Consider the following 26111-nt stretch of genomic DNA (forward strand, 5'->3'; position numbering starts at 1 on the left):
GCAAGCCCCCTCGCCACAGGTTCTGCGTCCGGAGCCTAAACCGTACCAACCCGCACATCCCGCATCAACAACCCAAACCGCAAATCCAGTTGATCCGGTATCGGCAAGTACACGGTGTGCCCATCCCCCGGCGCCACCTCGATAGCTTCGTCTTTGGCGTTGTGCAGTTGATGCAGGTCGAAGTGGAAATTGCCGTTGGGGGTCATCAACTCCAGATGATCTCCGAGCTGGAAACGGTTCTTTACCCGGACTTCGGCCAGTCGATCACGCCGTTCACCGGTCAATTCGCCAACGAATTGCTGGCGCTCTGACACTGAACTGCCTTGCTGGTAGTTTTGATATTCGTCATGCACATGCCGGCGCAGAAAGCCTTCGGTGTACCCGCGTTGGGCGAGGGATTCGAGATCGGTCATCAGGCTGCGGTCGAATTCTCGACCGGCCACGGCGTCATCGATCGCCTGGCGATAGACCTGAGTGGTCCTCGCACAATAGAAGTGGGACTTGGTCCGACCCTCTATTTTCAATGAGTGCACGCCCATTTTGGTCAGGCGTTCGACGTGCTGCACCGCGCGCAGGTCCTTGGAGTTCATGATGTAGGTACCGTGCTCGTCTTCGAACGCCGGCATCAGTTCCTCAGGGCGACTGGCTTCTTGCAGCAAAAATACCTGGTCGGTCGGTGCGCCCTGGCCCAGGGTCGGCTCGGGCTGGAACGGCTGAACGATATCGCCGAGCGGGTTCTCCATGGCCGGTTGCGCCTGGTATTTCCAGCGGCAGGCATTGGTGCAACTGCCTTGGTTGGCGTCGCGCTTGTTCATGTAGCCGGACAGCAGACACCGACCGGAATAAGCCATGCATAGCGCGCCATGGACGAACACTTCCAGCTCCATGGCGGGAACCTGCTGGCGAATCTCGGCGATTTCTTCGAGGGACAGTTCGCGGGAAAGGATGATCCGGCTCAGGCCTTGGTGCTGCCAGAACTCGACGCTGGCCCAGTTCACCGTATTGGCCTGCACCGACAGATGAATCGGCATCTGCGGGAATTGCCTGCGCACCAGCATGATCAACCCGGGATCGGACATGATCAGCGCGTCTGGCGCCATCTCGATCACTGGCTCCAGGTCTTTGAGAAAGGTCCGCAGCTTGGCGTTGTGCGGGGCGATATTCACCACCACATAGAAGCGCTTGCCCTGGGCCTGGGCTTCAGCAATACCGAGGGCCAGGTTGGCGTGATCGAATTCGTTGTTGCGCACTCGCAGGCTGTAGCGTGGCTGCCCGGCATAGACCGCATCGGCACCATAGGCAAAGGCATAACGCATGTTTTTAAGGGTGCCGGCAGGGGCGAGGAGTTCAGGAGTGGCAAGGGGCATGGTGGTTTCGATCACAAAAGGCCAGGAGGATAAGGCGGTTGTGTCTGGATTTAATTGATCTGGATCTATGCTCCATGAATAAAGATGGCACTCAGGCGCGCCTTGACTGACTAAACATCAGGACGCTCTCAGTCCTGCGCCTTATTCACATGGACCGGACATGAACGAAACCACTCTGGAAAACAAATCGCTAATGGTGCTGCTGGTCCTGGTGACCATCGCCTTTATCTGGATTCTGTTGCCGTTTTACGGCGCGGTGTTCTGGGCGGTGATTCTCGGCATCCTCTTTGCGCCGTTACAGCGACGGATGCAATTGAAGTTCGGCTGGCAACGCAACCTGACCTCGTTGGTTACCCTGAGCATCTGCCTGGTGATTGCGATTCTGCCGGTGATCGTCATCAGTGCCTTGCTGGTTCAGGAAGGGGCGACTCTGTACAAGAACATCGAAAGCGGCGAGCTGGACATTGCTGATTACCTGTTGCGGTTCAAACACAGCCTGCCACCGTACTTCCAGTATTTGCTTGACCGTTTTGGCATGGGTGATCTCGATGATCTGCGAGAGAAAATCGTCAAAAGCGCCATGCAGGGCAGTCAATTCTTCGCCACCCAGGCCTTCAGCTTCGGTCAGGGCACCTTCGAGTTTCTACTGGGTTTTTTCATCATGCTGTACCTGTTGTTCTTCTTTTTGCGCGACGGCGCGGAGCTGGCGCGCAAGATCCGCGCGGCGATACCGCTGGATGACCAACAGAAGCGCCGCTTGCAGCTTAAATTCAACCGGGTGGTGCGTGCCACGGTGAAGGGCAATGTGTTGGTGGCGATCACTCAGGGGGCATTGGGCGGGGTGATTTTCTGGTTTCTGGACATTCCCAGCGCATTGCTCTGGGCGGTAGTGATGGCATTTCTGTCGCTGTTACCCGCGGTGGGAGCGGGGATCGTCTGGGCGCCGGTCGCTGCATTCTTTCTGTTCAGCGGGGCGATCTGGCAGGGGGTGGTGCTGGCGTTGTACGGAATATTGGTCATCGGCCTGGTCGACAATGTGCTGCGCCCGATGCTGGTGGGCAAGGACACGAAAATGCCGGACTACCTGATTCTGATTTCCACCTTGGGCGGCCTGGCGATCTTCGGTCTGAACGGATTTGTCATCGGCCCCTTGATCGCCGCGCTGTTCATCTCAAGCTGGGCGCTGTTCGTCGAAACCAAGCCTCGGGTGCAATTGCCTTAAACGCACACGCTGTGAACATCCATGCTTTGCGACAATGCCTGAGCGGCGAGGAGTGAAGTGAACGGGCCGCTGATCGCCACGCCGTCCTGCATCAGATACCAACAAGCGAGCAATCCCAGCTCTCTGAGCGGTGTGGGAACTGCGCTACCAACTACGGACATGATTTGAACCTTGGACATAAGTACCTCCATCAGATGGGACTACTTTATGGACCAAAGGGTTCAACGAGAAATCATCGCGCTCGATAGTGGACATCGACGCGGGTGAAATCGAAGGCAGCCGCAGGCACTGTCTCGGCAGCGACCCTGGCGAGATCTATTCAGACATTGTTCAGGTTTTGCAACGCATCAGGCCCCACTCAAGTCGGGGCCTGAGAGTATTGCAACGTGATGACTACCAGCGTGGCCGACCGTAATAACCGCGTGGTGGGCCATAGTAGTAGCCAGGTGGCGGACCGTAGTAGACCGGTGCCCGCCGGTAATAGATCGGTTGCTCGATGTAAACCGGTTGCGGCTGGTAATAGACTGGCGGCTGTTGAACGTAGACCGGCTGCGGCTGGACATACACCGGCTGCTGCACATAGACCGGCCGATCGCGGCTGATGATTGCCGAGCCGACTATGGCTGCGCCGACCACCGCGCCGAATACCGCTGGTCCCCTCCAATCACCACCATGACCATGACCATGACCGTAACCACCGGCGGATGCCTGACCTGTGACAGCGAGTGCGCCGATGAGCAAGGCCACTGTGGGAAGATGACGAATCATGGCTATACCTCGTTTTTCAACCCCCGGCGCTTGCGGTCTGCAATAGACCCAAGGTTTGTCGCGGGGATACTTCTCAGACAGCAATTTTTGAAAAATCTACCGAGCCATTGAGTAAATATTGTGTAAGGTCTGTAGCGGTTTCTTGACCTTGATATGCAGCGAAACCAGCACCTGAACCTCACTGAATAATGATCGAACAGAACCGGTGGGCTGGCTAATCCCGTCCATCTGAAAGTGCTGTTTGAAGGAGAAAAACATGCAGATGAACCCGAATAAAGACACCCAACTGTGCATGTCGCTGTCAGGGCGCCCGGGGAATTTCGGCCTGCGTTTTCATAACCATCTGTATGAGCAACTGGGGCTGAATTTTTACTACAAGGCGTTCAGCAGCAATGACCTGCCGGGTGCGGTGGGTGGCATCCGTGCATTGGGCATACGCGGCTGCGGGGTCTCCATGCCGTTCAAGGAAGCCTGCATTGCGTTGGTCGATGAGCTGGATGATTCGGCCAAGGCCATCCAGTCGATCAATACCATCGTCAACACCCATGGCCATCTCAAGGCTTACAACACTGATTACATTGCCATCGCGCAACTGCTCAAGACTCATGAAGTGCCGCAGAACTTGACCTTTGCCCTGCGCGGCAGTGGTGGGATGGCCAAGGCGGTGGCCAGCGCGCTACGTGATGGCGGCTATCGAAATGGTTTGATTGTGGCTCGAAATGAAACAGCTGGCCGCGCGCTGGCGAGTTCCCTGGGTTACCAATGGCTGCCAGAGCTTGGCGCCGAGCGGCCACAGATGCTGATCAACGTCACACCGATCGGTATGTCTGGCGCAGCGCAAGCCGATCAACTGGCTTTTGCCGCGGATGCCGTCGACTCTGCGCAAATAATCTTCGATGTGGTGGCGATTCCCTCGGAAACACCGTTGATCGTGCGCGGCCGTGCCCAGGGCAAACGGGTGATCACCGGTCTGGAAGTGATCGCCATTCAGGCGCTTGAGCAGTTCGTGTTGTACACCGGCGTGCGTCCGACGCAAGAGCAGTTTCAGAAAGCGGTGGCTTTCGCGCGGGGTTGAGTAGCGCCTGCAACATCGCCAAGATCGCAGCCTGCGGCAGCTCCGCATTTTATAGGAACACGCGGTCGGTGTAGGAGCTGCCGCAGGCTGCGATCTTTTAAGGGCAACCCTTATTCCAGCCGTGCCAAACGCTCTTCCAGCGCGGCGATCCGCGCTTCCAGTTCTTCGATGCGCTCCACCGACACGCCGCTGCCGCTGCTGCGTTCCCCTTGAGTCTGCCGTGCGGCCAGAATCACCTCGATATCGGCCGGGTCGCCCAGCGCATGCATGTAGCGGTCTTCGCGTTGCCCGGCCTGACGTGGCAACAGCAATGCCAGGCCGCGGGCAATCAGCCGGTCGAGCTGGTGCACGACCTGTTCGGTGTCTTCGAAATCATGCATGCGGCCGCTGCGGGTCAGCAGCTCATTGACAGTCTGCGGGCCGCGCAGAAACAGCAGGCCCGTGAGGATTACCTGGGCGGGCACCAGTTCCAGCGCCTTATCTACCCGATGCTCCCAGCGATCGGCGCGGCTGCCCATGACCAGGCGAGTGAAACCCCGGCCTTCGAGGGCCCGAAGGCTCTGGCCAACCAGGCCCTGGGTGAGGTTCATCACCGGTTCGCGGCTGGTTTTCTGATTGCAGGCGATGACCAGTGCATTGAGGGTCAGCGGATAGGTTTCCGGGCTGGTGGCCTTTTTCTCGATCAAGGAGCCGAGAATGCGGATTTCCGTACTGCTGAGCCGCGGTTCATCGCTGGAGGTGTCGTGCTCGGTGCTCATCGCGCTTTCCCTATGCTGTCGAAGGCAACTAGCCTAATCCTTGCAGAATAAAAGACAAGCCGCCAGGCGACTCAAGCATGGCTATAATCGCGCCACGTTCAACTCCCGCCACAACCTGCGAGACTGTCATGACTATTTCTCTGTATGCCGCATCCGTCCCGGTTTTCAAGCAAATGCTCAACGCCCTGAGCGGCGTCCTGAACAAGGCCGAAGCCCACGCCACGGCTAAGAACATTGCCCCAGAGGTTTTCCTGCAAGCGCGCCTGTCCCCGGATATGTTCCCGCTGGTGCGTCAGGTGCAGATCGCCGTGGATTTCGCCAAAGGCGTTTCCGCGCGTCTGGCCGAGGTTGAGCTGCCAAAGTACGACGACACTGAAACGACCTTCGCCGAGCTGCAAGCGCTGATCAGCAAAGTCCTGGCCTTCATCGAAGACATCAAGCCTGAGCAGATCGATGGCAAGGAAGGGATCGAGATCATCACCCGCCAGGGCACGCCGAAAGAGAAACGCTTCACTGGCCAGGCTTACCTGCTGACTTACGGCTTGCCGCAGTTCTTCTTCCACGTCACCACCGCCTACGCGATCCTGCGTCACAACGGTGTGGAGGTCGGCAAGCGCGATTACATGGGCGCGTTCTAAACCCCGCAGCCACAAAAAAGCCCGGCAAGGTTCGCACTGAACCTTCCGGGCTTTTTCTTGGGCTGGATTGCATTGGAAGTTACACCGCCTTCACGGGCTTGCCCGCGAAAACGACCAGTACCGGTCAGCGGGCTTCCCCTGAATCAAGCCTTTTGCGCGATACGCTCGGCCTGTTCTTCCTGGGCCAGGCAGGCCGCGGCGGTGAACAGTACGTCGGTGGAGGAGTTCAGCGCGGTTTCCGCCGAGTCCTGCAGCACGCCAATGATGAAACCGACGGCTACCACTTGCATGGCGATTTCGCTGGGAATGCCGAACAGGCTGCATGCCAGCGGAATCAACAGCAGCGAACCACCGGCCACGCCCGATGCCCCGCAGGCGCAAATTGCCGCGACCACACTCAGCAACACGGCCGTCGGAATGTCCACGGCAATCCCGAGGGTGTGCACGGCCGCTAGCGTCAACACAGTAATGGTGATCGCCGCACCCGCCATGTTGATGGTGGCACCCAGTGGAATCGATACCGAGTAGGTGTCTTCATGCAGCCCCAGTCGCTTGCTCAACTCCAGGTTGACCGGAATGTTCGCCGCCGAACTGCGGGTGAAAAACGCGGTGATGCCGCTCTCGCGCAGGCACGTGAAAACCAGCGGGTAAGGATTGCGGCGCAGCTTCCAGAACACGATGGCCGGATTGACCACCAGGGCGACGAACAGCATGCAGCCGATCAGCACGGCCAACAGCTGCATATAGCCGAGCAGGGCACCGAAACCGGAGGTGGCGAGGGTCGAAGCCACCAGACCGAAGATCCCCAGCGGTGCGAAGCGGATCACCATGCGCACGATCAGCGTCACGCCATTGGACAGATCGCCCAGCACGGTGCGGGTGGTTTCCCCGGTATGGCGAATGGCAATGCCCATGCCGATTGCCCAAGCCAGGATACCGATGAAATTGGCGTTCATCAGGGCGCTGATCGGGTTGTCGACCACGCTGAGCAGCAGGCTTTGCAGCACTTCACTGATCCCGCCTGGCGCGCTCACCGCCACATCCTGGGTGGCCAGCACCAGGCTGGAAGGAAACAGCGTGCTGGCGACCACGGCAACGGCCGCCGCCGCAAAGGTGCCCAGCAGGTACAAAAACAGAATCGGCCGGATATGGGTTTCCTGACCCAGCTTGTGGTTAGCGATGGAAGCCATCACCAGCACAAACACCAGAATCGGTGCGACGGCTTTGAGGGCCGAGACAAAGACTTTGCCAATAAAGGTTGTCGATCGCGCCACTTCGGGCAAAAGCAACGCCAGCAGAATACCGGCGATCAGGCCGATAACGATCTGGGTCACCAGGCTGGTGCGTTTGAGTCTTTGCAGTGGAGAAGGGGCGGCAGCAGTCATAGCGGTATCTCGGATTTTTTATAGAGTGTTGTGGTTCAACGGGGGGGCAGCGGTAAAACCCGTGGCAGTGAACGGGTGGTGTCTCTGAAAGGGGCCGGACTTTATCACACCGCAGGTCTGCGGGCCTGTGACGATCTGCCGCCAGAGAATGTAGGCAGGTTCGCTCAACTGCTGACGGGGACACTCTGCTAAGATTCGCGATCCTCTTTTTTTATATCCAGTCAGCGGGCCTTTGGGCTATCGCTGGTGTCGTTGTTTGCGGAGTTATGCATGCTGTTGCCCATTTTGCTGTTGTCGGCCGCCGGTTTTACCGTGCTGACGACAGAGTTCATCATCGTCGGCCTTTTGCCATCCATCGCCCGCGATCTGGATGTCAGTGTGTCCCAGGCCGGTTTGCTGGTGACCTTGTTCGCCTTTACCGTGGCCGCCTTCGGGCCATTTCTGACCGCCTGGTGTGCTCGATTCGAGCGTAAACGGCTGTTTATCGCGGTCTTGGTGATGTTCGGGCTGGCCAATACCTTGGCGGCGCTGGCGCCCAACATCGGTGTCATGGCTGTGGCCCGGTTGATTCCAGCCCTTGGGTTGCCAGTGTTCTGGGCCTTGGCCAGTGAGACGGCCGTAGGGATAGTCGGGCCGGATTACGCCGGACGGGCGATTGCGAAAATCGGTTTCGGGATTGTATGCGCCACCGTATTCGGGATTCCCGTGGGAACGCTGATCTCCGATGCCTTCGGCTGGCGCAGTGCGTTTGGCATTCTGGCGCTGATCGCTTTCGCCAAGGCGCTGCTGTTGTTCATCTATTTGCCGCAAACCGACTTACACAAACGTCAGGTGAGTTTCCGTTCGCAGTTGAAGATCCTGCGCAGCCCGTTGATGCAGGGGCATGTCTTGTTGTCGATCCTGGTGTTCAGCGGCATGTTCACCGCTTATACCTATCTGGCTGACATCCTCGAGCGGCTGGCCGGTTTCGACGGCACCCTGGTGGGCTGGTGCCTGATGGGCTTCGGTGCGGTGGGGCTGATCGGCAACTCACTGGGGGGACGCATGGTCGATCGCCATCCGCTCATCGCCTCAATGGTGTTCTGTGCCTTCATGATCGGCAGCATGGTGGCGCTGGTGCCCGCCATTCACTCGACGCTGGGGCTGGCGGCGGCGATGGGCATATGGGGTGTGACCCAGGCGGCGCTGTTCCTGGTCAGTCATGTGCGCTTGATAAAGGTCGCACCGCAGGCGCCGGCCTTCGCCGCTTCGCTGAACATCGCCGGAGCCAACCTGGGCATCGGCTTGGGCGCGATGGTCGGTGGGCGGGTGATCGATACCTTGGGGCTGGGCAGTCTCGGCTTTGCTGCAGCGGGTTTTATCGTGCTGTCGATCCTGCTGGCGTGGTTGCTGATGAACGCCAAACCCCGGGCGGTCTGCGCCTGAATGTTCAGCCAGTGATCGCGGTAAACAGTTCGCGTCGGGCACCTTCGGTAATGGCGACGATGCCGGGGTGTTTGACCTTGCGCTCCACCGAAATGGCGTAGAAGGATTCGCTGACCGCATCGGTCTGGCCGATCAACTCCACGCCGTACTGACGCTTCACTTCGTCGGCAATCACGCTCGGGGCGATGAATATCCCGCTGCCGGATTGACCGAAGGCCTGCATCAGTGCGCTGTCATCGAACTCGCCGACGATCCGCGGCTGGATCTGCTGTTCGGCAAACCAGCGCAGCAATCGACTGCGCACCACGGTTTCCTGCCCGGGAATCAACAGTGGAGCGCCGTGTAGACCCTGTGGGAAGTCGTTCCCGTAACGTGCTGCCAGTGCCGCGGTGGCAAAAAAACTGACACCGCATTCGCCGAGTTTCTGGCTGTAGCCCTTGATGTCCAGGTGCGACGGCATCGGGCTGTCGGAGATCACCAGGTCCAGGCGCTGGATCGCCAGGTCGGCCAGCAGCCGTTCGAGCTTGTCTTCACGGCAGGTGATGCGCAGCGGTTCACTTAACTCCATGGTCGGTGCGATCAGTCGATAGACGATTGACTTGGGCACCACGTCGGCCACCCCGACCCGGAACAGGATCTGCTGCTCGTTGGGTTGGGCCCTGAGCATGGCCTCCAGTTCGCCACCGAGCTGGAACATCTGTTCGGCGTACGGCAGGGTCTGGCGTCCGGCTTCAGTCAGCTCAAGCTGGCGCCCGACCCGGCGAAACAACTCGATCCCGTAGGTCTGTTCGAGCAGGCTGATTTGCCCGCTGATGGTCTGGGGCGTCAGGTTCAGCTGCTCGCAGGCTCGAACGATGCTGCCAGTCTTGGCCACCACCCAGAAGTAATGCAGTTGCCGATAATTGAGCATAAAGGGCATTCAGTTCGTAAAAACCGAAGTATAGCTGCTAAAAATACGAATTTTCCTGAAGTGTTTCGCTCCTTAGAATGCAGCGCTATCGACGGGCCATCAATTTGGGGCCGAGCGTTATATCGAGGAAGACATGATGAAACTCACATCCATAGGCGCCGCTTCGCTGCTGGCGCTTTGCGCGTTGGCACTCAGTGGCTGCGACCAGGTCGAGAAAAGCACTCAGCAAGTGATGGACAAAGCGGCCGAGACGGCCAAACAGGCCATCGACGATACCCGGATAGCCGCGGAACAAGCATTACGCGACACGACTCAAGACATTCTTGGCAACAAGGAAAAGCCCGCTGACGAGCGCCAACAGCGCGAAGACTCGTCGCAGGAAATCTAACCCGTCATACACCGAGCCAGGACTGACCCATGGAATACCTAGTACAACTCGCCGCCAGCCCCACCGCCTGGGTTGCCTTGGCCACCTTGATCGTCATGGAAATCGTGCTTGGCATCGATAACCTGATTTTTATCTCGATCCTGACCAACAAGCTCCCTGAACAGCACCGGGCCAAGGCGCGGCGTATCGGCATCAGCATGGCGCTGGTTCTGCGTCTGGGTCTGCTCAGTACTATCGCGTTCATCGTGCAGTTGACCGAACCGGTCATCGATGTGCTCGGCCAGGTATTCTCCTGGAAAGACATGATCCTGATTGCCGGCGGTCTGTTCCTGCTGTGGAAAGCCACGACTGAGATCCACCACAGCATGGACCCGGAGCCGCAGGATACGACCTCCGCGACCTCAGGTGTGTCCATCGGGTTTGCGGCAGCGATCGGTCAGATCCTGATGCTCGATATGGTGTTCTCGATCGACAGCATCATTACCGCTGTTGGCATGACCGAGCACTTGCCGATCATGATCATCGCGGTGGTGGTCTCGGTGCTGGTGATGTTGTTCGCGGCTGAACCGCTGGCGAAATTCATCAACGACAACCCGACGGTGGTGATGCTGGCCCTGGGCTTCCTGATCATGATCGGCATGACCCTGATAGCCGAAGGCTTTGGCGCCCATGTTCCGAAAGGCTACGTCTACGCGGCCATGGCCTTCTCGGCGGCGATTGAAAGCTTGAACATGCTCTCGCGTCGCGCTCGGCAGAAGCGCCTGGCTGTTGAAGCTTAATCAGCGGCCACACTAAACGGTCGTCTGTGCTCGAAAGGGCGCAGACGACCGTTTTTTTATGGGGAATTCAAATGCCAGTCAGTGCACGCCAGCCGCCCGCCGGCCGGGTTTTGTGTTTTTGCCCGGTGCTGCGGGTGGGTGCGGGTGGTGATGTCTGCGAGTAATGCGCAGTACGCCCCACAGCATCGCGGCGGCAACGGCCAGCCAGCCACAGATCAGCATGAAGATTGTCGTTGCCAGGCTCATAAGTGCCTCCTTTGTGTCCAGCTGCGGACACACACTCCTGCAAAGAACAGTCTAGCCGCAGATGTATTTCAAGCAATCGACCAACAGTCGAGCCCCATCAACCAGTTCGCTCTATCGGTCGTTGCCAACTGCCGGTCAAGGCTATACCGGCGCTCAAGACCGCCCTATGATCGAGGCCCAAGCCGGGAGAGTGTTTGCCTGGCGTCTGAAAAGAGAGTGATGATGTTGCGGGTATTTCCTCGATTTCGATTGGCGCTGTTGGCCAGTGCCTGTGTTCTGAGTCTGGTCGGTTGCGCCGGCAGCGTGCAGCCCGAGATCCAGCGCTTGCCGGAGCGTGTCGAGCTCAGCGGCGTGCCGTTCTTTCGTAGCGAGCTTTATCAGAGCGGGCCCGCAACCCTGGCCAGCATGCTGTCCCAGCAGGGCATCGTGATTACTCCGGGGCTGTTGGACAAGCCACTGCATTTGCCGGGTGCTGAAGACCGGTTGCAGCAGAACATGCAGACCCTGGCCCGTGAGTACGGCATGGTGGTTTATCCGCTCGATAACAATCTTCCTGCCTTGTTGACCCAGGTTGCGGCCGGTTATCCGGTGCTGGTGCGCTTCAGCGAATTCTGGTCCGGGCCGAGGTATGCGGTACTCGCTGGCTACAACCGGCATAAGCAGACCGTCCTGCTGCGGGCGGGGATGAACCGTCGCCTGCTGATGGACTTCAACTCGTTTGAGTCTGCCTGGGAAAACGCTGGCAGTTGGGCTGTGCTGATCCAGGGGCCAACCCAGATACCAGCCGAAGTCGACCGGCAGCGCTGGCTGAAAGCGGCCGATGAGCTGGCTCAGGCCGGTCAGGAGCAGGCCGCGGCGAGAGCGACCAAGGCTTTGAGTGCGCCCTGATTCAATGCATGAAAAACGGCGCTATCGAGCGCCGTTAATGATCAAGGCCCCGACATGCCAGTCCGGGCCTTTTTTCATTGCGTCTAATCAGCCGTCTGGACCACGTCACTCTGACGGCTCTTGAGGTTCTTCGCGGCCTTGTATTGCAACGCAGCCCCAGGTACCGAACCGCTTTTCCCGGTTTCCAGCCACTTGCGGATACGGCTGGCATCGGCGAAATGGGTGTATTTGCCAAAGGCATCAAGGATTACCAGGGCGACCGGGCGATTGGCCATGGTGGTTACCAGGACCAGGCAGTGCCCCGCCTCGTTGGTAAAACCGGTCTTGGTCAGCTGGATGTCCCAGTTGTCCTTTCTGACCAAATGATCGGTGTTGCGAAAGCCCAGGCTGTAGGTGGGCTTGCGGAAGGTCACGGTCTTTTCCTTGGTGGTGCTCAGCTCGCTCAACATCGGGTACTTGCGGGCCGCCAGTACCAGCTTGCTCAAATCACGGGCAGTGGAAACGTTGCGAGTCGACAGGCCGGTAGGCTCTACGTAATGGGTGCTGGTCATGCCCAGCGTCCTGGCCTTGGCGTTCATCGCGGCGATAAACGCCACATAACCGCCCGGGTAGTGGTGGGCCAGGCTGGCGGCTGCACGGTTCTCCGAGGACATCAGGGTGATCAGCAGCATGTCCTTGCGGCTCAGTTCGCTGTTGAGTTTGACGCGGGAGAACACGCCCTTCATTTCCGGGGTGTCTCTGATCGACACGGAAATGTATTCGTCCATCGACTGTTTGGCTTCGAGAATGATCAGGCCGGTCATCAGTTTGGTAACCGAAGCGATAGGAACGACGACGTCCGGATTGCTCGAATAGATGATTTTGTTGGTCTGCAAGTCGATCAGCATCGCGCTGCCGGAGGCTATGTGCAGTTGGGAGGTGTCTCGGGGGGCTTCGATGGTTTCACGAGCGTAGAGGCTTGGCGTGGTGAAAGTGCCTGTAAATGCAAAAAACAGACTCAGGATAGAGATACGGATTTTCACGCGGGCGGACTCGTTAAAGGGTGGATATGCCGTCGTGCAACGGGCTTTACTCGAAGAAACGTTACATTTTATGAGTATGTGCCAGGAAAGCGCTACACGCCTGCGATACAGGGGCTTTGGATAAATTAAATTTAATGCTGTATCAGTTATTTATCAGTTTGATCGGCCTTGAGGATCCGGACGGTATTTTGCCGCGCCAAAACAAAGAACCCCGCCAAATGGGCGGGGTTCCTTTATCAAGTCTTCAAGCAAACCTGAGATCAGCCGTGCAGCGTTTCCGCTGCGTACAGGGTGTTTTCCAGCAGGCAGGCACGCGTCATCGGGCCGACCCCGCCCGGGACCGGAGTAATCCAGCCGGCGCGGGGCAGGGCGGTTTCATACACCACATCGCCGACCAGCTTGCCGTCTTCCTGGCGGTTGATGCCAACGTCGATGACGATTGCACCTTCCTTGATCCACTCACCTTTGACCAGGCCCGGCTTGCCGGCGGCTACCACCACCAGGTCGGCGCGGCCAACGTGGCCAGCCAGATCCTTGGTGAAGCGGTGAGTGACGGTGACGGTGCAGCCAGCCAGGAGCAACTCCATCGCCATCGGACGCCCGACGATGTTGGAAGCACCCACCACGACGGCATCCATTCCATAAAGGTCGGCACCGGTGCTTTCCAGCAGGGTGATGATGCCTTTTGGCGTGCAGGGACGAAGCAGTGGAATGCGCTGTGCCAGGCGGCCGACGTTATAAGGGTGGAAACCATCCACGTCCTTGTCCGGGCGGATCCGCTCCAGCAGTCTGGAAGCCTCCAGCTGTTCAGGAAGCGGCAGCTGGAGCAGGATGCCGTCGATGTTCGGGTCATCGTTGAGGCGATCGATCAGATCGGTCAATGCTTCCTGGGTAGTGTCGGAGGGCAAGTCATAGGCTTGCGAAAGGAAGCCGACTTCTTCGCAGTCCTTACGCTTGTGCGAGACATAAACTTGAGAGGCGGGGTCGCTGCCGACCAGGATCACCGCGAGGCCAGGAGTGCGCAAGCCTTGCTGGCGACGCTCGGCGACACGTTTGGCGATCTGCTGGCGCAGGCGAGCGGCGATCGCTTTGCCGTCGATTAGTTGTGCAGTCATGACGCGTGATTAACCATCGAGAGGGGGAAGAAAAGAGAACGCATTCTCGCATGTCGTGACGTGAGGGCAAAGGCGCTTGGTCTGCAAATTCCCCTAACTCCTTTAATTAAATGAATTTTTTTCAAAAAAGAGTTGACGACCTGTCGGACCACCTATAACATTCGTCGCACTTGTCGGGCACAGCCTAGCACTGGTTAAGAAGGTTGAGCAGAGTTGATGTCTAACTCGGTGAGACTGAAAGCACTTAGTTTGTAATCGTCCAAGAATACAGATTAACAAGGCGCCCGTAGCTCAGCTGGATAGAGCATCCGCCTTCTAAGCGGATGGTCGCAGGTTCGAGTCCTGCCGGGTGCGCCATTAGGCAGCTTTGGCACAAGTAACGCAACATGGCAATATGGTGGGCGTAGCTCAGTTGGTAGAGCACGGGATTGTGACTCCCGTTGTCGAGGGTTCGATCCCCTTCGTCCACCCCATATTTAGAAAGGCGCCAGATTAATAATCTGGCGCCTTTGCTTTAAAAGCTTGATACGCGGACGTGGTGGAATTGGTAGACACACTGGATTTAGGTTCCAGCGCCGCAAGGTGTAAGAGTTCGAGTCTCTTCGTCCGCACCAATTAAGTAGCTATTTAATAGCAGATAACGGCGCAGCACCTGCAAAGGGCTGCGCCGTTTTCGTTTCAGCAGTCGGCGCGGCAGCAGGTTCCGGGCTGACAAGGTGATGGTTCGTCGTCATTATGTTGCTGAATGATGCCTGGTTTGTTTGCCGGTTCCCGTGGGGTTTCGGCTGTCGGGGTGGCGATTGCTCCTTCCTTCTATATATAGAAGGCTTGGTCCAAGGCCCTGGCTTGATTCGCTGTATTTGCTCTCAGGGCGGGGCGCAACCGTTTGTCCCCCGCCTATAAATTGCCTGCTGCTTTTTTACCCGTTTTCAGTAGGGTGACTTCTTGAGTTTGACCCACTAGAATGCATGCCCTTGATTCTGGGGTCGGAAACGGCCGGCTAACGTCTGTGCAACGAGGAATATCCATGCAAGTTTCTGTTGAAAATACTTCTGCTCTTGAGCGCCGCATGAGCATCACCGTGCCAGCTGAGCGCATCGAGACCCAAGTCAACAAGCGTCTGCAGCAGACTGCCCAAAAGGCCAAGATTGCAGGCTTCCGTCCTGGCAAGGTGCCAATGAGCGTGATCCGTCAGCGTTACGAAGCTGATGCGCGTCAAGAAGCTGTAGGCGATGTGATCCAGGCTTCCTTCTACGAAGCTGTCGTCGAGCAGAAGCTGAACCCGGCTGGCGCTCCTTCGGTCGAGCCAAAGGTCCTGGAAAAAGGCAAGGACCTGGAATACGTCGCTACGTTCGAAGTGTTCCCTGAGTTCACCGTTGCCGGCTTCGATTCCATCGCCGTCGAGCGCCTGAGCGCGGACGTGTCGGATGCCGACCTCGACAAGATGCTGGAAGTCCTGCGCAAGCAGAACATCCGTTATGAGCAAGCTGATCGCGCTGCCCAGAACGAAGACCAGCTGAACATCGATTTCGAAGGCAAGGTCGACGGCGAAGTGTTCGCCGGCGGTTCTGCCAAGGGTACTCAGCTGGTTCTGGGTTCCGGCCGCATGATCCCTGGCTTCGAAGACGGCCTGGTTGGCGCTAAAGCGGGTGAAGAGCGCGTTCTGAACCTGACCTTCCCTGAGAACTATCAGAACCTGGACCTGGCTAACAAGGCAGCAGAGTTCACCGTTACCGTGAACACTGTCTCCGAGCCGAAATTGCCGGAATTGACCGAGGAATTCTTCGCTCAGTTCGGTATCAAGGAAACGGGTATTGAAGGTTTCCGCGCCGAAGTTCGTAAGAACATGGAGCGCGAGCTGCGTCAGGCGATCAAATCCAAGGTCAAGAATCAGGTAATGGACGGTCTGCTGGCCTCCAACCCGATCGAGATCCCGAAATCCCTGCTGGAAAACGAAGTCAACCGTCTGCGCGTGCAGGCTGTTCAGCAGTTCGGTGGCAACATCAAGCCTGATCAACTGCCGGCCGAGCTGTTCGAAGAGCAGGCCCGCCGTCGTGTAGTGCTGGGTCTGATCGTGGCTGAAGTGGTCAAGCAGTTCGACCTCAAGCCTGACGAAGCCCGCGTTCGCGAAATGATCCAGGAAATGGCTTCGGCGTATCAAGAGCCTGAGCACGTTGTGTCCTGGTACTACAAGAACGACCAGCAGTTGAACGAAGTCCGTTCGGTTGTGCTGGAAGAGCAAGTTGTGGATACTGTTCTGCAGAAAGCTAGCGTGACCGACAAATCGGTCTCTTACGAAGAAGCGGTCAAGCCGGTGGAAGCTCCACAAGCCGACTGATTTTTCTTTGTTTGAAATACACACATAAGCCAGCCTTTGCGCTGGCTTATGCGTATTCAAGACATAACTATTTGGGAGTGACTGCCGGACATGTCCCGCAATTCTTATTATCAGCAGAGCTCTGACATCCAGGCCGCAGGCGGCCTGGTCCCGATGGTTATCGAGCAGTCCGCCCGTGGCGAACGTGCCTATGACATCTACTCGCGTCTCCTCAAGGAGCGAGTGATCTTCCTGATTGGCCCGGTAGAAGACTACATGGCCAACCTGGTCGCGGCGCAACTGCTGTTCCTTGAAGCGGAAAATCCGGACAAGGACATCCATCTTTACATCAACTCACCAGGCGGTTCGGTGACTGCGGGGATGTCGATCTACGACACCATGCAATTCATCAAGCCCGACGTGTCGACCATCTGCATCGGCCAGGCCTGCAGCATGGGCGCTTTCCTGCTCGCCGGTGGCGCTGCGGGCAAGCGTCACTGCCTGCCTAACTCGCGCATGATGATTCACCAGCCGTTGGGCGGTTTCCAGGGGCAGGCGTCGGATATCGACATTCATGCCAAGGAAATCCTCGCCATTCGTCTTCGCCTGAACTCGTTGCTGGCCCATCACACCGGGCAAAGCCTTGAAGTCATCGAGCGCGATACCGAGCGTGATAACTTCATGAGCGCAGAGCGTGCGGCCGAATATGGCCTGATCGATTCTGTGATCACCAAGCGTCAAATGCCCGCCTAAGCAGCTCAAATGTAGGTGGTTGGTTTAACTGACCACCTGTGGGCTTGAAAAAGCCCGCAATTGCCTTCATCTTGTGTTGCAAGCCTATCGGATTTGGATCGATCGAATGACTGACACCCGCAACGGCGAGGACAACGGCAAATTGCTCTATTGCTCCTTCTGTGGCAAAAGCCAGCATGAAGTGCGTAAATTGATTGCCGGCCCCTCGGTCTTTATCTGCGACGAGTGCGTCGACCTGTGCAATGACATCATCCGTGAGGAGGTGCAGGAAGCACAGGCAGAAAGCAGCGCGCATAAATTGCCTTCGCCTAAAGAAATCAGCGGCATCCTTGATCAGTATGTGATTGGTCAGGAGCGTGCGAAAAAGGTTTTGGCCGTAGCGGTGTACAACCACTACAAACGCCTCAACCAGCGCGACAAAAAGAATGACGACGTCGAACTCGGCAAAAGCAACATTTTGCTGATCGGCCCGACAGGCTCGGGTAAAACCCTGCTTGCCGAAACACTGGCTCGCCTGCTGAATGTACCCTTCACCATCGCTGACGCCACCACCCTCACCGAGGCAGGTTATGTCGGTGAAGATGTGGAGAACATCATTCAGAAACTGCTGCAGAAATGCGATTACGACGTAGAAAAAGCTCAAATGGGCATTGTCTACATCGATGAGATCGACAAGATCTCGCGCAAATCCGACAACCCTTCGATTACCCGGGATGTCTCCGGCGAAGGCGTGCAGCAGGCATTGCTCAAGTTGATCGAAGGCACTGTGGCTTCCGTACCGCCTCAAGGGGGTCGCAAGCATCCACAGCAGGAATTCCTTCAGGTCGACACGCGAAACATCCTGTTCATCTGCGGTGGTGCGTTCTCCGGGCTGGAAAAGGTCATTCAAAGCCGTTCCACCCGTGGCGGCATTGGCTTCAACGCCGAAGTGCGCAGCAAGGAAGAGGGCAAGAAGGTCGGTGAATCCCTGCGTGAAGTCGAACCTGACGATCTGGTCAAGTTTGGTCTGATCCCGGAATTCGTCGGTCGTCTGCCGGTTCTGGCCACCCTGGACGAGCTCGACGAAGCTGCTTTGATGCAGATTCTCACCGAGCCGAAAAACGCCCTGACCAAGCAGTACGCCAAGCTGTTCGAGATGGAAGGCGTCGATCTGGAGTTCCGTGCCGACGCACTCAAGTCGGTGGCCAAGCGTGCGCTTGAGCGCAAGACCGGTGCTCGTGGATTGCGTTCGATCCTCGAAGGCGTGTTGCTCGACACTATGTACGAGATCCCCTCGCAGTCCGAGGTGAGTAAAGTAGTGATCGATGAAAGCGTTATAGAAGGCAAGTCCAAGCCACTGTATATCTACGAAAACAGTGAGCCGACGGCCAAGGCAGTGCCAGACGCTTAAGCGTCGTACTGCTGGATTCAAGAAGGGGCCTTCGGGCCCCTTTGCTTTTGCAGGAACTTTCAAAGGTTCTGGCCGCGTTCGGACGATCTTTTAAGCTTGTTTTTTTCGAAGGCAGCCCCCATCTTGGTTTCAAGCTTAATTCCATCTGTTTCCGGCCTTATGGCCGCCGTAGAGGCGAAATCATGAAGACAACCATCGAATTGCCTCTCCTGCCATTGCGTGATGTTGTGGTTTATCCGCACATGGTTATCCCGCTGTTCGTGGGGCGCGAGAAATCCATCGAAGCCCTCGAGGCCGCGATGACGGGCGACAAGCAGATTCTCCTGCTGGCTCAGAGAAACCCTGCCGACGACGATCCGGGAGAAGAAGCACTCTATCGCGTGGGTACCATCGCGACGGTTCTACAGTTGCTCAAGCTGCCTGACGGCACGGTCAAAGTGTTGGTCGAAGGTGAGCAGCGCGGGGCGGTCGAACGTTTCATCGAAGTGGATGGCCACTGCCGTGCCGAAGTCTCGCTGATCGACGAAGTCGATGCGCCTGAGCGCGAGTCGGAAGTCTTTGTCCGCAGCCTGCTGGCTCAGTTCGAGCAATATGTGCAGCTGGGCAAGAAAGTCCCTGCTGAAGTGCTATCGTCGCTAAACAGCATCGACGAGCCAAGTCGCCTGGTCGACACCATGGCGGCGCACATGGCGCTGAAGATCGAGCAGAAGCAGGAAATCCTCGAAATCATCGATTTGTCGGCCCGGGTCGAGCACGTTCTGGCGCTGCTGGATGCCGAGATCGACCTGCTGCAAGTCGAAAAACGCATCCGTGGTCGCGTCAAAAAGCAAATGGAGCGCAGCCAGCGCGAGTACTACCTGAATGAGCAGATGAAGGCCATTCAGAAAGAGCTGGGTGATAGCGACGAAGGCCATAACGAAGTCGAAGAGCTGAAAAAGCGCATCGATGCCGCCGGCTTGCCGAAAGACGCTTTGGCCAAGGCTCAAGCCGAGCTGAACAAACTCAAACAAATGTCGCCAATGTCTGCGGAAGCGACAGTGGTGCGTACCTATATCGACTGGCTGGTTCAGGTGCCGTGGAAGGCTCAGAGCAAGGTGCGTCTGGACCTGGCACGAGCTGAAGATATCCTCGACGCCGACCATTACGGTCTGGATGAAGTCAAGGAACGCATCCTCGAATACCTCGCCGTGCAAAAGCGCGTGAAGAAAATTCGTGGTCCGGTGTTGTGCCTGGTCGGTCCTCCCGGGGTCGGTAAAACGTCCCTGGCGGAGTCGATTGCCCATGCAACCAACCGCAAATTCGTGCGCATGGCCCTCGGTGGCGTGCGTGATGAAGCAGAAATTCGTGGTCATCGGCGGACTTACATCGGTTCGATGCCGGGAAGATTGATTCAAAAGATGACAAAAGTTGGCGTGCGCAACCCGCTGTTCCTGCTCGATGAAATCGACAAGATGGGTAGCGACATGCGTGGCGATCCGGCGTCGGCGTTGCTGGAAGTGCTCGATCCGGAGCAGAACCACAACTTCAACGACCATTACCTGGAAGTCGACTACGACCTTTCCGATGTCATGTTCCTCTGCACCGCCAACTCGATGAACATCCCGGCGGCGCTGCTCGACCGCATGGAAGTGATCCGTCTGCCGGGTTACACCGAAGACGAGAAGATCAACATCGCGGTCAAATACCTTTCGCCAAAGCAGATTCAGGCTAACGGCTTGAAGAAAGGCGAAGTGGAGTTTGACGCCGAAGCCATCCGCGACATCATTCGCTACTACACTCGCGAAGCCGGTGTGCGTGGCCTTGAACGGCAGATTGCCAAGGTTTGCCGCAAAGCGGTCAAAGAGCATTCGCTGGAAAAACGCTTCTCGGTAAAAGTGACAGCCGAGATGTTGGAGCACTTCCTTGGAGTGCGCAAATTCCGCTACGGCCTGGCTGAGCAGCAGGATCAGATCGGACAGGTGACAGGCCTGGCCTGGACTCAGGTCGGTGGTGAGCTGCTGACCATTGAAGCCGCCGTGGTACCGGGCAAGGGTCAGTTGATCAAGACCGGTTCCCTGGGTGACGTAATGGTCGAATCGATCACTGCGGCGCTGACCGTTGTGCGCAGCCGTGCGAAGAGCCTGGGGATCCCTCTGGACTTCCACGAGAAGCGTGATACCCATATCCACATGCCGGAGGGGGCTACTCCCAAAGATGGTCCGAGCGCCGGTGTAGGTATGTGTACGGCCCTGGTATCGGCACTGACCGGGATTCCGGTGCGTGCGGATGTCGCCATGACCGGTGAGATCACCTTGCGTGGCCAGGTTCTGGCAATTGGCGGCCTGAAGGAAAAACTGCTGGCGGCCCACCGTGGCGGGATCAAAACCGTGATCATTCCTGAAGAGAATGTCCGCGACTTGAAGGAAATTCCCGACAATATCAAGCAAGATCTTCAGATTAAACCAGTTAAATGGATTGACGAGGTCCTGCAAATTGCGCTGCAATACGCGCCGGAGCCCTTGCCGGATGTGGCTCCGGAGATAGTTGCAAAGGATGAAAAGCGCGAGTCTGATTCTAAGGAAAGAATTAGCACGCATTAGTACGAATTTGCCTGAGGGGCTTCCTTGACAGCTTTTTAGAGCCCTTGTTATAAAGCGGCTCTTAAGTGTCTGTAGGCCATTCAGCACTCGCTTTTGCTTTCACCAAAAAACTTAGAATCATACTCAAATAGATATAAGGGGACTTAGAGTGAACAAGTCGGAACTGATTGATGCTATCGCTGCATCCGCTGATATCCCGAAAGCTGCTGCTGGCCGTGCGCTGGACGCTGTAATCGAATCCGTCACTGGCGCTCTCAAGGCTGGCGACTCTGTTGTACTGGTTGGTTTCGGCACCTTCTCCGTAACCGATCGTCCAGCTCGCATTGGTCGTAACCCACAGACCGGTAAGACGCTGGAAATCGCAGCAGCCAAAAAACCAGGTTTCAAAGCCGGTAAAGCACTGAAAGAAGCTGTTAACTAAGCGTCTTTCAAGTTTTTACCCATCCGGGTCGGGGTCATTCCTGACTTGGCAGCGGAGCGGTAGTTCAGTCGGTTAGAATACCGGCCTGTCACGCCGGGGGTCGCGGGTTCGAGTCCCGTCCGCTCCGCCAGTTACGAGAAGGCGCATCCTCGGATGCGCCTTTCTTCTATCCGGATTCTACCCACGCTCCACGGTTGCTTAATTTGAAGTACAACCGTTTCTGGGGGACGCATGCTGCAGAATATCAGGGACAATTCACAAGGCTGGATTGCCAAGACCATTATCGGGATCATCGTCGTACTGATGGCTTTCACCGGTATCGAGGCCATTTTCCAGGCCACTACCAACAGCCAGGACGCCGCCAAGGTCAATGGTGAAGAGATCAGTCAGAACGAGCTGAGCCAGGCGGTCGACATGCAACGCCGTCAGCTGATGCAACAGCTGGGCAAGGACTTCGATGCTTCCTTGCTCGATGAAAAGATGTTGCGTGAATCCGCATTGAAAGGGCTGATCGACCGCAAGCTGTTGCTGCAAGGCGCAGACCAGTCGAAATTCGCTTTCTCCGACGCGGCTCTGGACCAGGTGATCCTGCAAACGCCTGAGTTTCAGGTCGATGGCAAGTTCAGCGCCGAACGTTTCGATCAGGTGATCCGTCAACTGGGCTACGGCCGTATGCAATTCCGCCAGATGCTGGCGCAGGAAATGCTGATCGGTCAATTGCGTGCAGGTCTGGCAGGTAGCGGTTTCGTCACCGATGCACAGGTTCTGGCGTTTGCCCGTCTGGAAAAACAGACCCGCGATTTCGCTTCCTTGAACATCAAGGCCGATCCATCGGCAGTCAAAGTGACTGATGATGAGATCAAGGCGTACTACGACGAACATGCCAAGGAGTTCATGACTCCCGACCAGGTGGTAATCGATTACCTCGAGTTGAAGAAAGCTTCTTTCTTTGACCAGGTCAGCATCAAGGACGAAGACCTGCAGGCCCAGTATCAGAAGGAAACCGCCAATATCTCCGAGCAACGTCGGGGCGCGCACATTCTGATCGAAGTCAATGACAAGGTGAACGAGGCGCAAGCCAAGGCCAAAATCGACGAAGTCCAGGCGCGTCTGGCCAAGGGTGAAAGCTTCGAGGCCCTGGCCAAAGAGTTCTCCCAGGATCCAGGTTCGGCGGCGAACGGTGGTGACCTGGGCTACGCCGGCCCGGGTGTCTACGACCCAACCTTCGAAAAGGCCTTGTACGCCTTGAACAAGGATGAGGTTTCGCCACCGGTTCGTACCGATTTCGGTTGGCATCTGATCAAGTTGTTGGGTGTCGAGGCACCTGAAGTGCCGAGCTTCGCCAGCTTGAAAGACAAGCTGACTCGCGAGCTCAAGGCCCAACAGGTTGAGCAGCGCTTTGTCGAAGCGACCAAGCAACTGGAAGACTCTTCTTTCGAAGCGTCCGATCTGGCCCAGCCGGCTCAAGAGCTGAAGCTGACCGTTCACACCTCTGCGCCGTTTGGTCGTGAAGGTGGTGAGGGTGTCGCAGCCAACCGTGCGGTAGTGACGGCGGCGTTCAGCCCCGAAGTCCTGGATGAAGGTGCCAACAGCACCGCCATCGAACTGGACCCGGAAACCGTTGTGGTCCTGCGTGCCAAAGAGCATCGCAAGCCTGAGCAACTGCCTCTGGAAAGCGTCGCTGCGAGCATCCGCGTGCAATTGGCCAAGGAGCATGCAAGTGCTGCAGCCAAGACCAAAGCCCAAGAGCTGATCACCAGCCTGCGCGACGGCAAGACGCCGTTGGACAAAGCGCTGGATGGCCAGAACTGGAAAGTGCTTGAAGCCGTCACGCGTGGCCAGGAAGGGATCGACCCGGCCGTGCTGCAGGCGCTGTTCCGCATGCCGAAGCCTGAAGCCAAGGATAAGCCGACCTTCACCAACGTGACCCTGGCCGATGGTAGCCTGGTGATCGTGCGCCTGAACGGCGTCAACGAAGCGGCAGCGCCTACCGAAGAAGAGAAGGTTCAATACCGTCGCTTCCTGGCTTCGCGCGTAGGCCAGCAAGACTTTGCAGCCTATCGCAAGCAGCTGGAAAGCCAGGCGGACATCGAGAAGTTCTGATGCCTGACTGAGTCAGTACGCAGTAAACAAAGACCCCGGCCGCAAGGCTGGGGTTTTTTGTTTGTAGGGGCTATGAAATGCTCCAGTCGGCTCACAGCAGCCAGGCTGCGACTCTTCATTAATCATTTATCCGAGCGACTTTTCCCCGTAAACAGGGGTCATTAGACTTGTAAGACTTTTAAGACACTAAACGGTACGCCCTCGAGGGGCGATCTGTTGCACAATACCCCCGAACCGTTTTGCTCAGGATGTTCAATGTTTAAATCACTCCACATGCGTGTCGCGATACTGGCGCTTGTGATGGTCGGCGCAGCAGGTTGCTCGGAAAAAAAAGCCGCCATTTATGAGCATGAAGATTTTGCTGACTCCGGCACCTTCTCGCGCACCTACCCGGTCAGCGATAAGGTCACCTGCGAGGCTGCGCGTCGGGCCCTGCTGAGCCAGGGTTACATCATCACCAGCAACGATCCGAAGTTGATCAGCGGTCACAAGAGCTTTCAGCAGACCGGTGATTCGCATATGGAGATCAGCTTCAACGTGGTCTGTGCCGAAGACGGCAGTGCCGGTCATAATGCGACGATGTTCGCCAATGCCTTGCAGGACCGTTATGCGCTGAAGAAGACCAACAATTCCGCCAGCCTCGGGGTCGGTGTATTGGGTTCGGTGTCGATGCCGATCGGCTCCTCCGACGATTCGATGGTCAAGGTCGCCAGCGAAACCGTGTCTTCAGCCAGGTTTTATGAGCGTTTCTTTGCGCTGGTCGAGTTGTTCTTGCCGCCAGAAGCCAAGAAAATCGCGCATATCACCGAAAAACCGAAGACCGATCTGGGCGTACCCGAGCCCCAGGCTACGCCTGCCTCCGCCGCGCCGGCCCCAGTGCCTGCGCCTGCCGCTCCAGAGCCTGACGCCGCACCCGCCGCGGAACCTGCCAATTTGGTTCCCGCCGACAGTGCACCGGCCGCCTCGGAGCCGGTGGCGCCTCCAGCGGACACCGCGCCGATTGCCCCCGAAGCATCCGGGGAGCCGGCTTCGTCGAATGAATTCACTCCACCACCGGCCAATCCGGATTCGCTGCCACCGCCGACAGAGCCAATTTCCGCGCTGCCGGGTTCTGCTCAGTAAGCCCCGCTCAGGCCGCTACGGGATTCGGCTTTGCCGATTCGATGACGTAGCGGCGGACCATTCGCGACACCCACCCGACAGGCAGCCAGCCTGTCATCGGTTTACGCATTCAGCGCGGCCAGCACACTCCTGCAAATCGTTACAAGCACGGCGGTAAATTCGTCGGGATCTGCTACGTTTAATTTTCAAGTGCCTTGACGTCATGACGAAGTATTTTTTTCGTCACAAAGGCACTTTATGCTGAGGGCGAAGGTCATTTAATCAATCGGTTTTCACCGCATCCCAAAAGGATTTCGCAATGGACGAATACCAAGAAGAGCTGCTGGAGTATCAAGCATTCGAACTGGATCCACCGGAGCCGGCAGAAGACGCTACCGAGCTGTAATGGCGCAAGAGTACTTCAGGCGGATTGCCGATGGCTGCGGCGAAACTCGCCGGGGGTCTGGCCGTTCCAGCGTTTGAAGGCCCGTTGAAAGGCTTCGGCTGAGGCAAAGCCCAGCAAGTAGGCGATCTCCCCGAACGCCAGTTCGGTGTCGCGGATATAGGTCATCGCCAGATCACGGCGAGTGTCGTTGAGAATCGCGCGAAACTGCGTGCCTTCTTCGGTGAGCTTGCGACGCAAGGTCCAGGTGGGCAGTTTCAGGCGTGCCGCCACTTCTTCCAGGTCAGGTTCGCGACCGCCATTGAGCAACGGCCCGAGCAACTGAATGATGCGCTCGCGCAGGCTGCGGGTTCGGGTCAACTGCTCCAGTTCCCTTTCGCAGAGTTTGAGCAGCAGGCGCCAGGTGCTCGGGCAATGTTCGGGATTGCGCAGAGCCAGGCTGGTCTGGCTCAGACGCAGCTGATTGTGCTCGGCGCCAAAATGGATCGGGCAATCACCCAGCACCCCATAACGTTCGCGGTAATCCGGTTCGGCGAACTCAATGTCAATCTGCTCGGCATGCAGCGCCTGGCCCAGGCTGGATAACTGCTGGAGCCAGCCAGCAATGATCGAGTCCACCACAAAACGGTTGTAAGCGTTGTAGGGGCTGATGGAATAGAACCTCAGCCAGGCGCCCTGGGTATCTTCATGAAAACTCGATTGGCCGCGATAGTTCGAGCCGTATAAGGCTTCGAAGCGGATCAGGCAGCGCGCCGCTTCCCGCACCGTAGGTGCCTGGGCGGCGGTGACCCCGGCCAGGCCGGCCTGGCTGAGGCGGCTGAGCTGGCCCATGCGCAAACCCAAGCCGGGGTCGCCGGTCAGTTGAATGGCCGCATGACCGAGGCGCATGTAGCGCGGAATCGACAGCCGGGCGCCGGCTTCGGCCAGACGCGCCGGGTCGAGACCGTATTGGTCGAGCAGCTCCTGCGGGTCCAGGCCATGGCTGCGCACGGCATCGGCGAGGCTATGGACAAAGCCCACCGACAGATCCCCGAGGCGCATCGGCAGCGGTTTCATCG

The 26111-nt window shown here is 57.5% G+C and carries 24 protein-coding genes and 4 tRNA genes; 18 read left to right on the plus strand and 10 right to left on the minus strand.

What is annotated here, in order from left to right; translation table 11 throughout:
- Positions 1–35 precede the first annotated feature (35 nt).
- Positions 36–1367 (minus strand): prephenate-dependent tRNA uridine(34) hydroxylase TrhP, encoded by a 1332-nt coding sequence (gene trhP / locus AC3IUA_RS08035; RefSeq protein ID WP_489359908.1) that lies wholly within the window; start codon positions 1365–1367, stop codon positions 36–38.
- 160 nt (positions 1368–1527) lie between these two features.
- On the opposite strand from trhP, the gene AC3IUA_RS08040 reads away from it, so the two are divergent.
- The gene (locus AC3IUA_RS08040; RefSeq protein WP_489359909.1) at positions 1528–2589 is read left to right on the plus strand and encodes an AI-2E family transporter; all 1062 of its coding nucleotides are present in this window, start codon (positions 1528–1530) and stop codon (positions 2587–2589) included.
- Here the strand turns inward: AC3IUA_RS08040 and AC3IUA_RS08045 are convergent.
- Together AC3IUA_RS08045 and AC3IUA_RS08050 are read right to left on the minus strand one after the other, a co-directional pair.
- On the minus strand, positions 2586–2768 hold the full coding sequence (locus tag AC3IUA_RS08045; RefSeq protein WP_489359910.1) for a hypothetical protein: 183 nt from the start codon (positions 2766–2768) through the stop codon (positions 2586–2588). The genes AC3IUA_RS08040 and AC3IUA_RS08045 overlap by 4 nt on opposite strands.
- Positions 2769–2982: 214 nt before the next feature.
- Positions 2983–3357: a hypothetical protein gene (locus tag AC3IUA_RS08050; RefSeq protein ID WP_489359911.1), complete on the minus strand. Its 375-nt coding sequence runs from the start codon at positions 3355–3357 to the stop codon at positions 2983–2985.
- A 256-nt stretch (positions 3358–3613) separates the two neighbouring features.
- Here AC3IUA_RS08050 and AC3IUA_RS08055 point away from each other — a divergent pair, with 256 nt between their 5' ends.
- Positions 3614–4432 (plus strand): shikimate 5-dehydrogenase, encoded by an 819-nt coding sequence (locus AC3IUA_RS08055; RefSeq protein ID WP_489359912.1) that lies wholly within the window; start codon positions 3614–3616, stop codon positions 4430–4432.
- A gap of 110 nt (positions 4433–4542) precedes the next feature.
- Here AC3IUA_RS08055 and AC3IUA_RS08060 read toward each other — a convergent pair whose 3' ends face one another.
- The gene (locus AC3IUA_RS08060; RefSeq protein ID WP_489359913.1) at positions 4543–5190 is read right to left on the minus strand and encodes a YceH family protein; all 648 of its coding nucleotides are present in this window, start codon (positions 5188–5190) and stop codon (positions 4543–4545) included.
- A gap of 128 nt (positions 5191–5318) precedes the next feature.
- On the opposite strand from AC3IUA_RS08060, the gene AC3IUA_RS08065 reads away from it, so the two are divergent.
- The gene (locus AC3IUA_RS08065; protein ID WP_489359914.1) at positions 5319–5828 is read left to right on the plus strand and encodes a DUF1993 domain-containing protein; all 510 of its coding nucleotides are present in this window, start codon (positions 5319–5321) and stop codon (positions 5826–5828) included.
- A 143-nt stretch (positions 5829–5971) separates the two neighbouring features.
- Here the strand turns inward: AC3IUA_RS08065 and sstT are convergent, their stop codons facing one another.
- Complete coding sequence (gene sstT / locus AC3IUA_RS08070; protein WP_489359915.1) at positions 5972–7213, minus strand: serine/threonine transporter SstT; 1242 nt, start codon at positions 7211–7213, stop codon at positions 5972–5974.
- Positions 7214–7483: 270 nt separating this feature from the next.
- Between sstT and AC3IUA_RS08075 the strand changes: the two genes are divergently transcribed.
- Complete coding sequence (locus tag AC3IUA_RS08075) at positions 7484–8638, plus strand: MFS transporter (protein WP_489359916.1); 1155 nt, start codon at positions 7484–7486, stop codon at positions 8636–8638.
- A gap of 4 nt (positions 8639–8642) precedes the next feature.
- Here the strand turns inward: AC3IUA_RS08075 and nhaR are convergent, their stop codons facing one another.
- Positions 8643–9548: a transcriptional activator NhaR gene (nhaR, locus tag AC3IUA_RS08080; protein ID WP_489359917.1), complete on the minus strand. Its 906-nt coding sequence runs from the start codon at positions 9546–9548 to the stop codon at positions 8643–8645.
- A gap of 136 nt (positions 9549–9684) precedes the next feature.
- Between nhaR and AC3IUA_RS08085 the strand changes: the two genes are divergently transcribed.
- Together AC3IUA_RS08085 and AC3IUA_RS08090 are read left to right on the plus strand one after the other, a co-directional pair.
- The gene (locus tag AC3IUA_RS08085) at positions 9685–9936 is read left to right on the plus strand and encodes a hypothetical protein (protein ID WP_489359918.1); all 252 of its coding nucleotides are present in this window, start codon (positions 9685–9687) and stop codon (positions 9934–9936) included.
- A gap of 29 nt (positions 9937–9965) precedes the next feature.
- Positions 9966–10715: a TerC family protein gene (locus tag AC3IUA_RS08090; RefSeq protein ID WP_489359919.1), complete on the plus strand. Its 750-nt coding sequence runs from the start codon at positions 9966–9968 to the stop codon at positions 10713–10715.
- 78 nt (positions 10716–10793) lie between these two features.
- Here AC3IUA_RS08090 and AC3IUA_RS08095 read toward each other — a convergent pair whose 3' ends face one another.
- Positions 10794–10961, minus strand: coding sequence for a hypothetical protein (locus AC3IUA_RS08095; protein WP_489359920.1), 168 nt, complete (start codon positions 10959–10961; stop codon positions 10794–10796).
- 222 nt (positions 10962–11183) lie between these two features.
- On the opposite strand from AC3IUA_RS08095, the gene AC3IUA_RS08100 reads away from it, so the two are divergent.
- On the plus strand, positions 11184–11849 hold the full coding sequence (locus tag AC3IUA_RS08100) for a PA2778 family cysteine peptidase (protein WP_489359921.1): 666 nt from the start codon (positions 11184–11186) through the stop codon (positions 11847–11849).
- A gap of 83 nt (positions 11850–11932) precedes the next feature.
- Here AC3IUA_RS08100 and pbpG read toward each other — a convergent pair whose 3' ends face one another.
- Together pbpG and folD are read right to left on the minus strand one after the other, a co-directional pair.
- Positions 11933–12871, minus strand: a complete 939-nt coding sequence (gene pbpG, locus AC3IUA_RS08105; protein WP_489359922.1) for a D-alanyl-D-alanine endopeptidase — start codon at positions 12869–12871, stop codon at positions 11933–11935.
- A gap of 260 nt (positions 12872–13131) precedes the next feature.
- Complete coding sequence (folD, locus tag AC3IUA_RS08110; protein WP_489359923.1) at positions 13132–13986, minus strand: bifunctional methylenetetrahydrofolate dehydrogenase/methenyltetrahydrofolate cyclohydrolase FolD; 855 nt, start codon at positions 13984–13986, stop codon at positions 13132–13134.
- Positions 13987–14266: 280 nt separating this feature from the next.
- On the opposite strand from folD, the gene AC3IUA_RS08115 reads away from it, so the two are divergent.
- The 11 genes from AC3IUA_RS08115 (at position 14267) to AC3IUA_RS08165 (ending at position 24671) form a co-directional block, all read left to right on the plus strand.
- Positions 14267–14343 (plus strand) — tRNA-Arg (locus AC3IUA_RS08115).
- Positions 14344–14383: 40 nt separating this feature from the next.
- A tRNA-His gene (locus AC3IUA_RS08120) sits at positions 14384–14459 on the plus strand.
- Between the two features lie 56 nt (positions 14460–14515).
- Positions 14516–14600: transfer RNA gene (locus tag AC3IUA_RS08125), tRNA-Leu, on the plus strand.
- A 413-nt stretch (positions 14601–15013) separates the two neighbouring features.
- Entirely contained in the window at positions 15014–16324 is a 1311-nt protein-coding gene (gene tig / locus AC3IUA_RS08130; RefSeq protein WP_489359924.1) for a trigger factor, read from the plus strand.
- A gap of 90 nt (positions 16325–16414) precedes the next feature.
- On the plus strand, positions 16415–17056 hold the full coding sequence (clpP, locus tag AC3IUA_RS08135) for an ATP-dependent Clp endopeptidase proteolytic subunit ClpP (protein WP_489359925.1): 642 nt from the start codon (positions 16415–16417) through the stop codon (positions 17054–17056).
- Between the two features lie 106 nt (positions 17057–17162).
- Positions 17163–18446: an ATP-dependent Clp protease ATP-binding subunit ClpX gene (gene clpX / locus AC3IUA_RS08140; protein WP_150643573.1), complete on the plus strand. Its 1284-nt coding sequence runs from the start codon at positions 17163–17165 to the stop codon at positions 18444–18446.
- A 182-nt stretch (positions 18447–18628) separates the two neighbouring features.
- A complete protein-coding gene (gene lon, locus AC3IUA_RS08145) occupies positions 18629–21025 on the plus strand; it encodes an endopeptidase La (RefSeq protein ID WP_489359926.1) in 2397 nt (798 codons plus the stop codon).
- Positions 21026–21173: 148 nt separating this feature from the next.
- Positions 21174–21446: an HU family DNA-binding protein gene (locus tag AC3IUA_RS08150; RefSeq protein ID WP_002552737.1), complete on the plus strand. Its 273-nt coding sequence runs from the start codon at positions 21174–21176 to the stop codon at positions 21444–21446.
- Between the two features lie 53 nt (positions 21447–21499).
- A tRNA-Asp gene (locus AC3IUA_RS08155) sits at positions 21500–21576 on the plus strand.
- A 101-nt stretch (positions 21577–21677) separates the two neighbouring features.
- Entirely contained in the window at positions 21678–23549 is a 1872-nt protein-coding gene (locus AC3IUA_RS08160; protein WP_489359927.1) for a SurA N-terminal domain-containing protein, read from the plus strand.
- A gap of 255 nt (positions 23550–23804) precedes the next feature.
- Positions 23805–24671 (plus strand): DUF2242 domain-containing protein, encoded by an 867-nt coding sequence (locus AC3IUA_RS08165; RefSeq protein WP_489359928.1) that lies wholly within the window; start codon positions 23805–23807, stop codon positions 24669–24671.
- A 400-nt stretch (positions 24672–25071) separates the two neighbouring features.
- On the opposite strand, the gene AC3IUA_RS08170 is transcribed toward AC3IUA_RS08165, so the two are convergent.
- Entirely contained in the window at positions 25072–26109 is a 1038-nt protein-coding gene (locus AC3IUA_RS08170; RefSeq protein WP_489359929.1) for an AraC family transcriptional regulator, read from the minus strand.
- Positions 26110–26111: the final 2 nt, after the last annotated feature.

Source organism: Pseudomonas sp. KH_050 (assembly GCF_057838875.1).

Coding starts and splice junctions, on each gene's coding strand:
- AC3IUA_RS08045 (WP_489359910.1), bottom strand. CDS start 2,768: ATGTCCAAGGTTCAAATCATGTCCGTAGTTGGTAGCGCAGTTCCCACA.
- clpP (WP_489359925.1), top strand. CDS start 16,415: ATGTCCCGCAATTCTTATTATCAGCAGAGCTCTGACATCCAGGCCGCA.
- AC3IUA_RS08170 (WP_489359929.1), bottom strand. CDS start 26,109: ATGAAACCGCTGCCGATGCGCCTCGGGGATCTGTCGGTGGGCTTTGTC.
- AC3IUA_RS08060 (WP_489359913.1), bottom strand. CDS start 5,190: ATGAGCACCGAGCACGACACCTCCAGCGATGAACCGCGGCTCAGCAGT.
- tig (WP_489359924.1), top strand. CDS start 15,014: ATGCAAGTTTCTGTTGAAAATACTTCTGCTCTTGAGCGCCGCATGAGC.
- AC3IUA_RS08095 (WP_489359920.1), bottom strand. CDS start 10,961: ATGAGCCTGGCAACGACAATCTTCATGCTGATCTGTGGCTGGCTGGCC.
- AC3IUA_RS08085 (WP_489359918.1), top strand. CDS start 9,685: ATGAAACTCACATCCATAGGCGCCGCTTCGCTGCTGGCGCTTTGCGCG.
- AC3IUA_RS08090 (WP_489359919.1), top strand. CDS start 9,966: ATGGAATACCTAGTACAACTCGCCGCCAGCCCCACCGCCTGGGTTGCC.
- clpX (WP_150643573.1), top strand. CDS start 17,163: ATGACTGACACCCGCAACGGCGAGGACAACGGCAAATTGCTCTATTGC.
- lon (WP_489359926.1), top strand. CDS start 18,629: ATGAAGACAACCATCGAATTGCCTCTCCTGCCATTGCGTGATGTTGTG.
- AC3IUA_RS08075 (WP_489359916.1), top strand. CDS start 7,484: ATGCTGTTGCCCATTTTGCTGTTGTCGGCCGCCGGTTTTACCGTGCTG.
- trhP (WP_489359908.1), bottom strand. CDS start 1,367: ATGCCCCTTGCCACTCCTGAACTCCTCGCCCCTGCCGGCACCCTTAAA.
- AC3IUA_RS08165 (WP_489359928.1), top strand. CDS start 23,805: ATGTTTAAATCACTCCACATGCGTGTCGCGATACTGGCGCTTGTGATG.
- AC3IUA_RS08040 (WP_489359909.1), top strand. CDS start 1,528: ATGAACGAAACCACTCTGGAAAACAAATCGCTAATGGTGCTGCTGGTC.
- AC3IUA_RS08065 (WP_489359914.1), top strand. CDS start 5,319: ATGACTATTTCTCTGTATGCCGCATCCGTCCCGGTTTTCAAGCAAATG.
- AC3IUA_RS08055 (WP_489359912.1), top strand. CDS start 3,614: ATGCAGATGAACCCGAATAAAGACACCCAACTGTGCATGTCGCTGTCA.
- AC3IUA_RS08050 (WP_489359911.1), bottom strand. CDS start 3,357: ATGATTCGTCATCTTCCCACAGTGGCCTTGCTCATCGGCGCACTCGCT.
- AC3IUA_RS08160 (WP_489359927.1), top strand. CDS start 21,678: ATGCTGCAGAATATCAGGGACAATTCACAAGGCTGGATTGCCAAGACC.
- folD (WP_489359923.1), bottom strand. CDS start 13,986: ATGACTGCACAACTAATCGACGGCAAAGCGATCGCCGCTCGCCTGCGC.
- nhaR (WP_489359917.1), bottom strand. CDS start 9,548: ATGCTCAATTATCGGCAACTGCATTACTTCTGGGTGGTGGCCAAGACT.
- AC3IUA_RS08100 (WP_489359921.1), top strand. CDS start 11,184: ATGTTGCGGGTATTTCCTCGATTTCGATTGGCGCTGTTGGCCAGTGCC.
- sstT (WP_489359915.1), bottom strand. CDS start 7,213: ATGACTGCTGCCGCCCCTTCTCCACTGCAAAGACTCAAACGCACCAGC.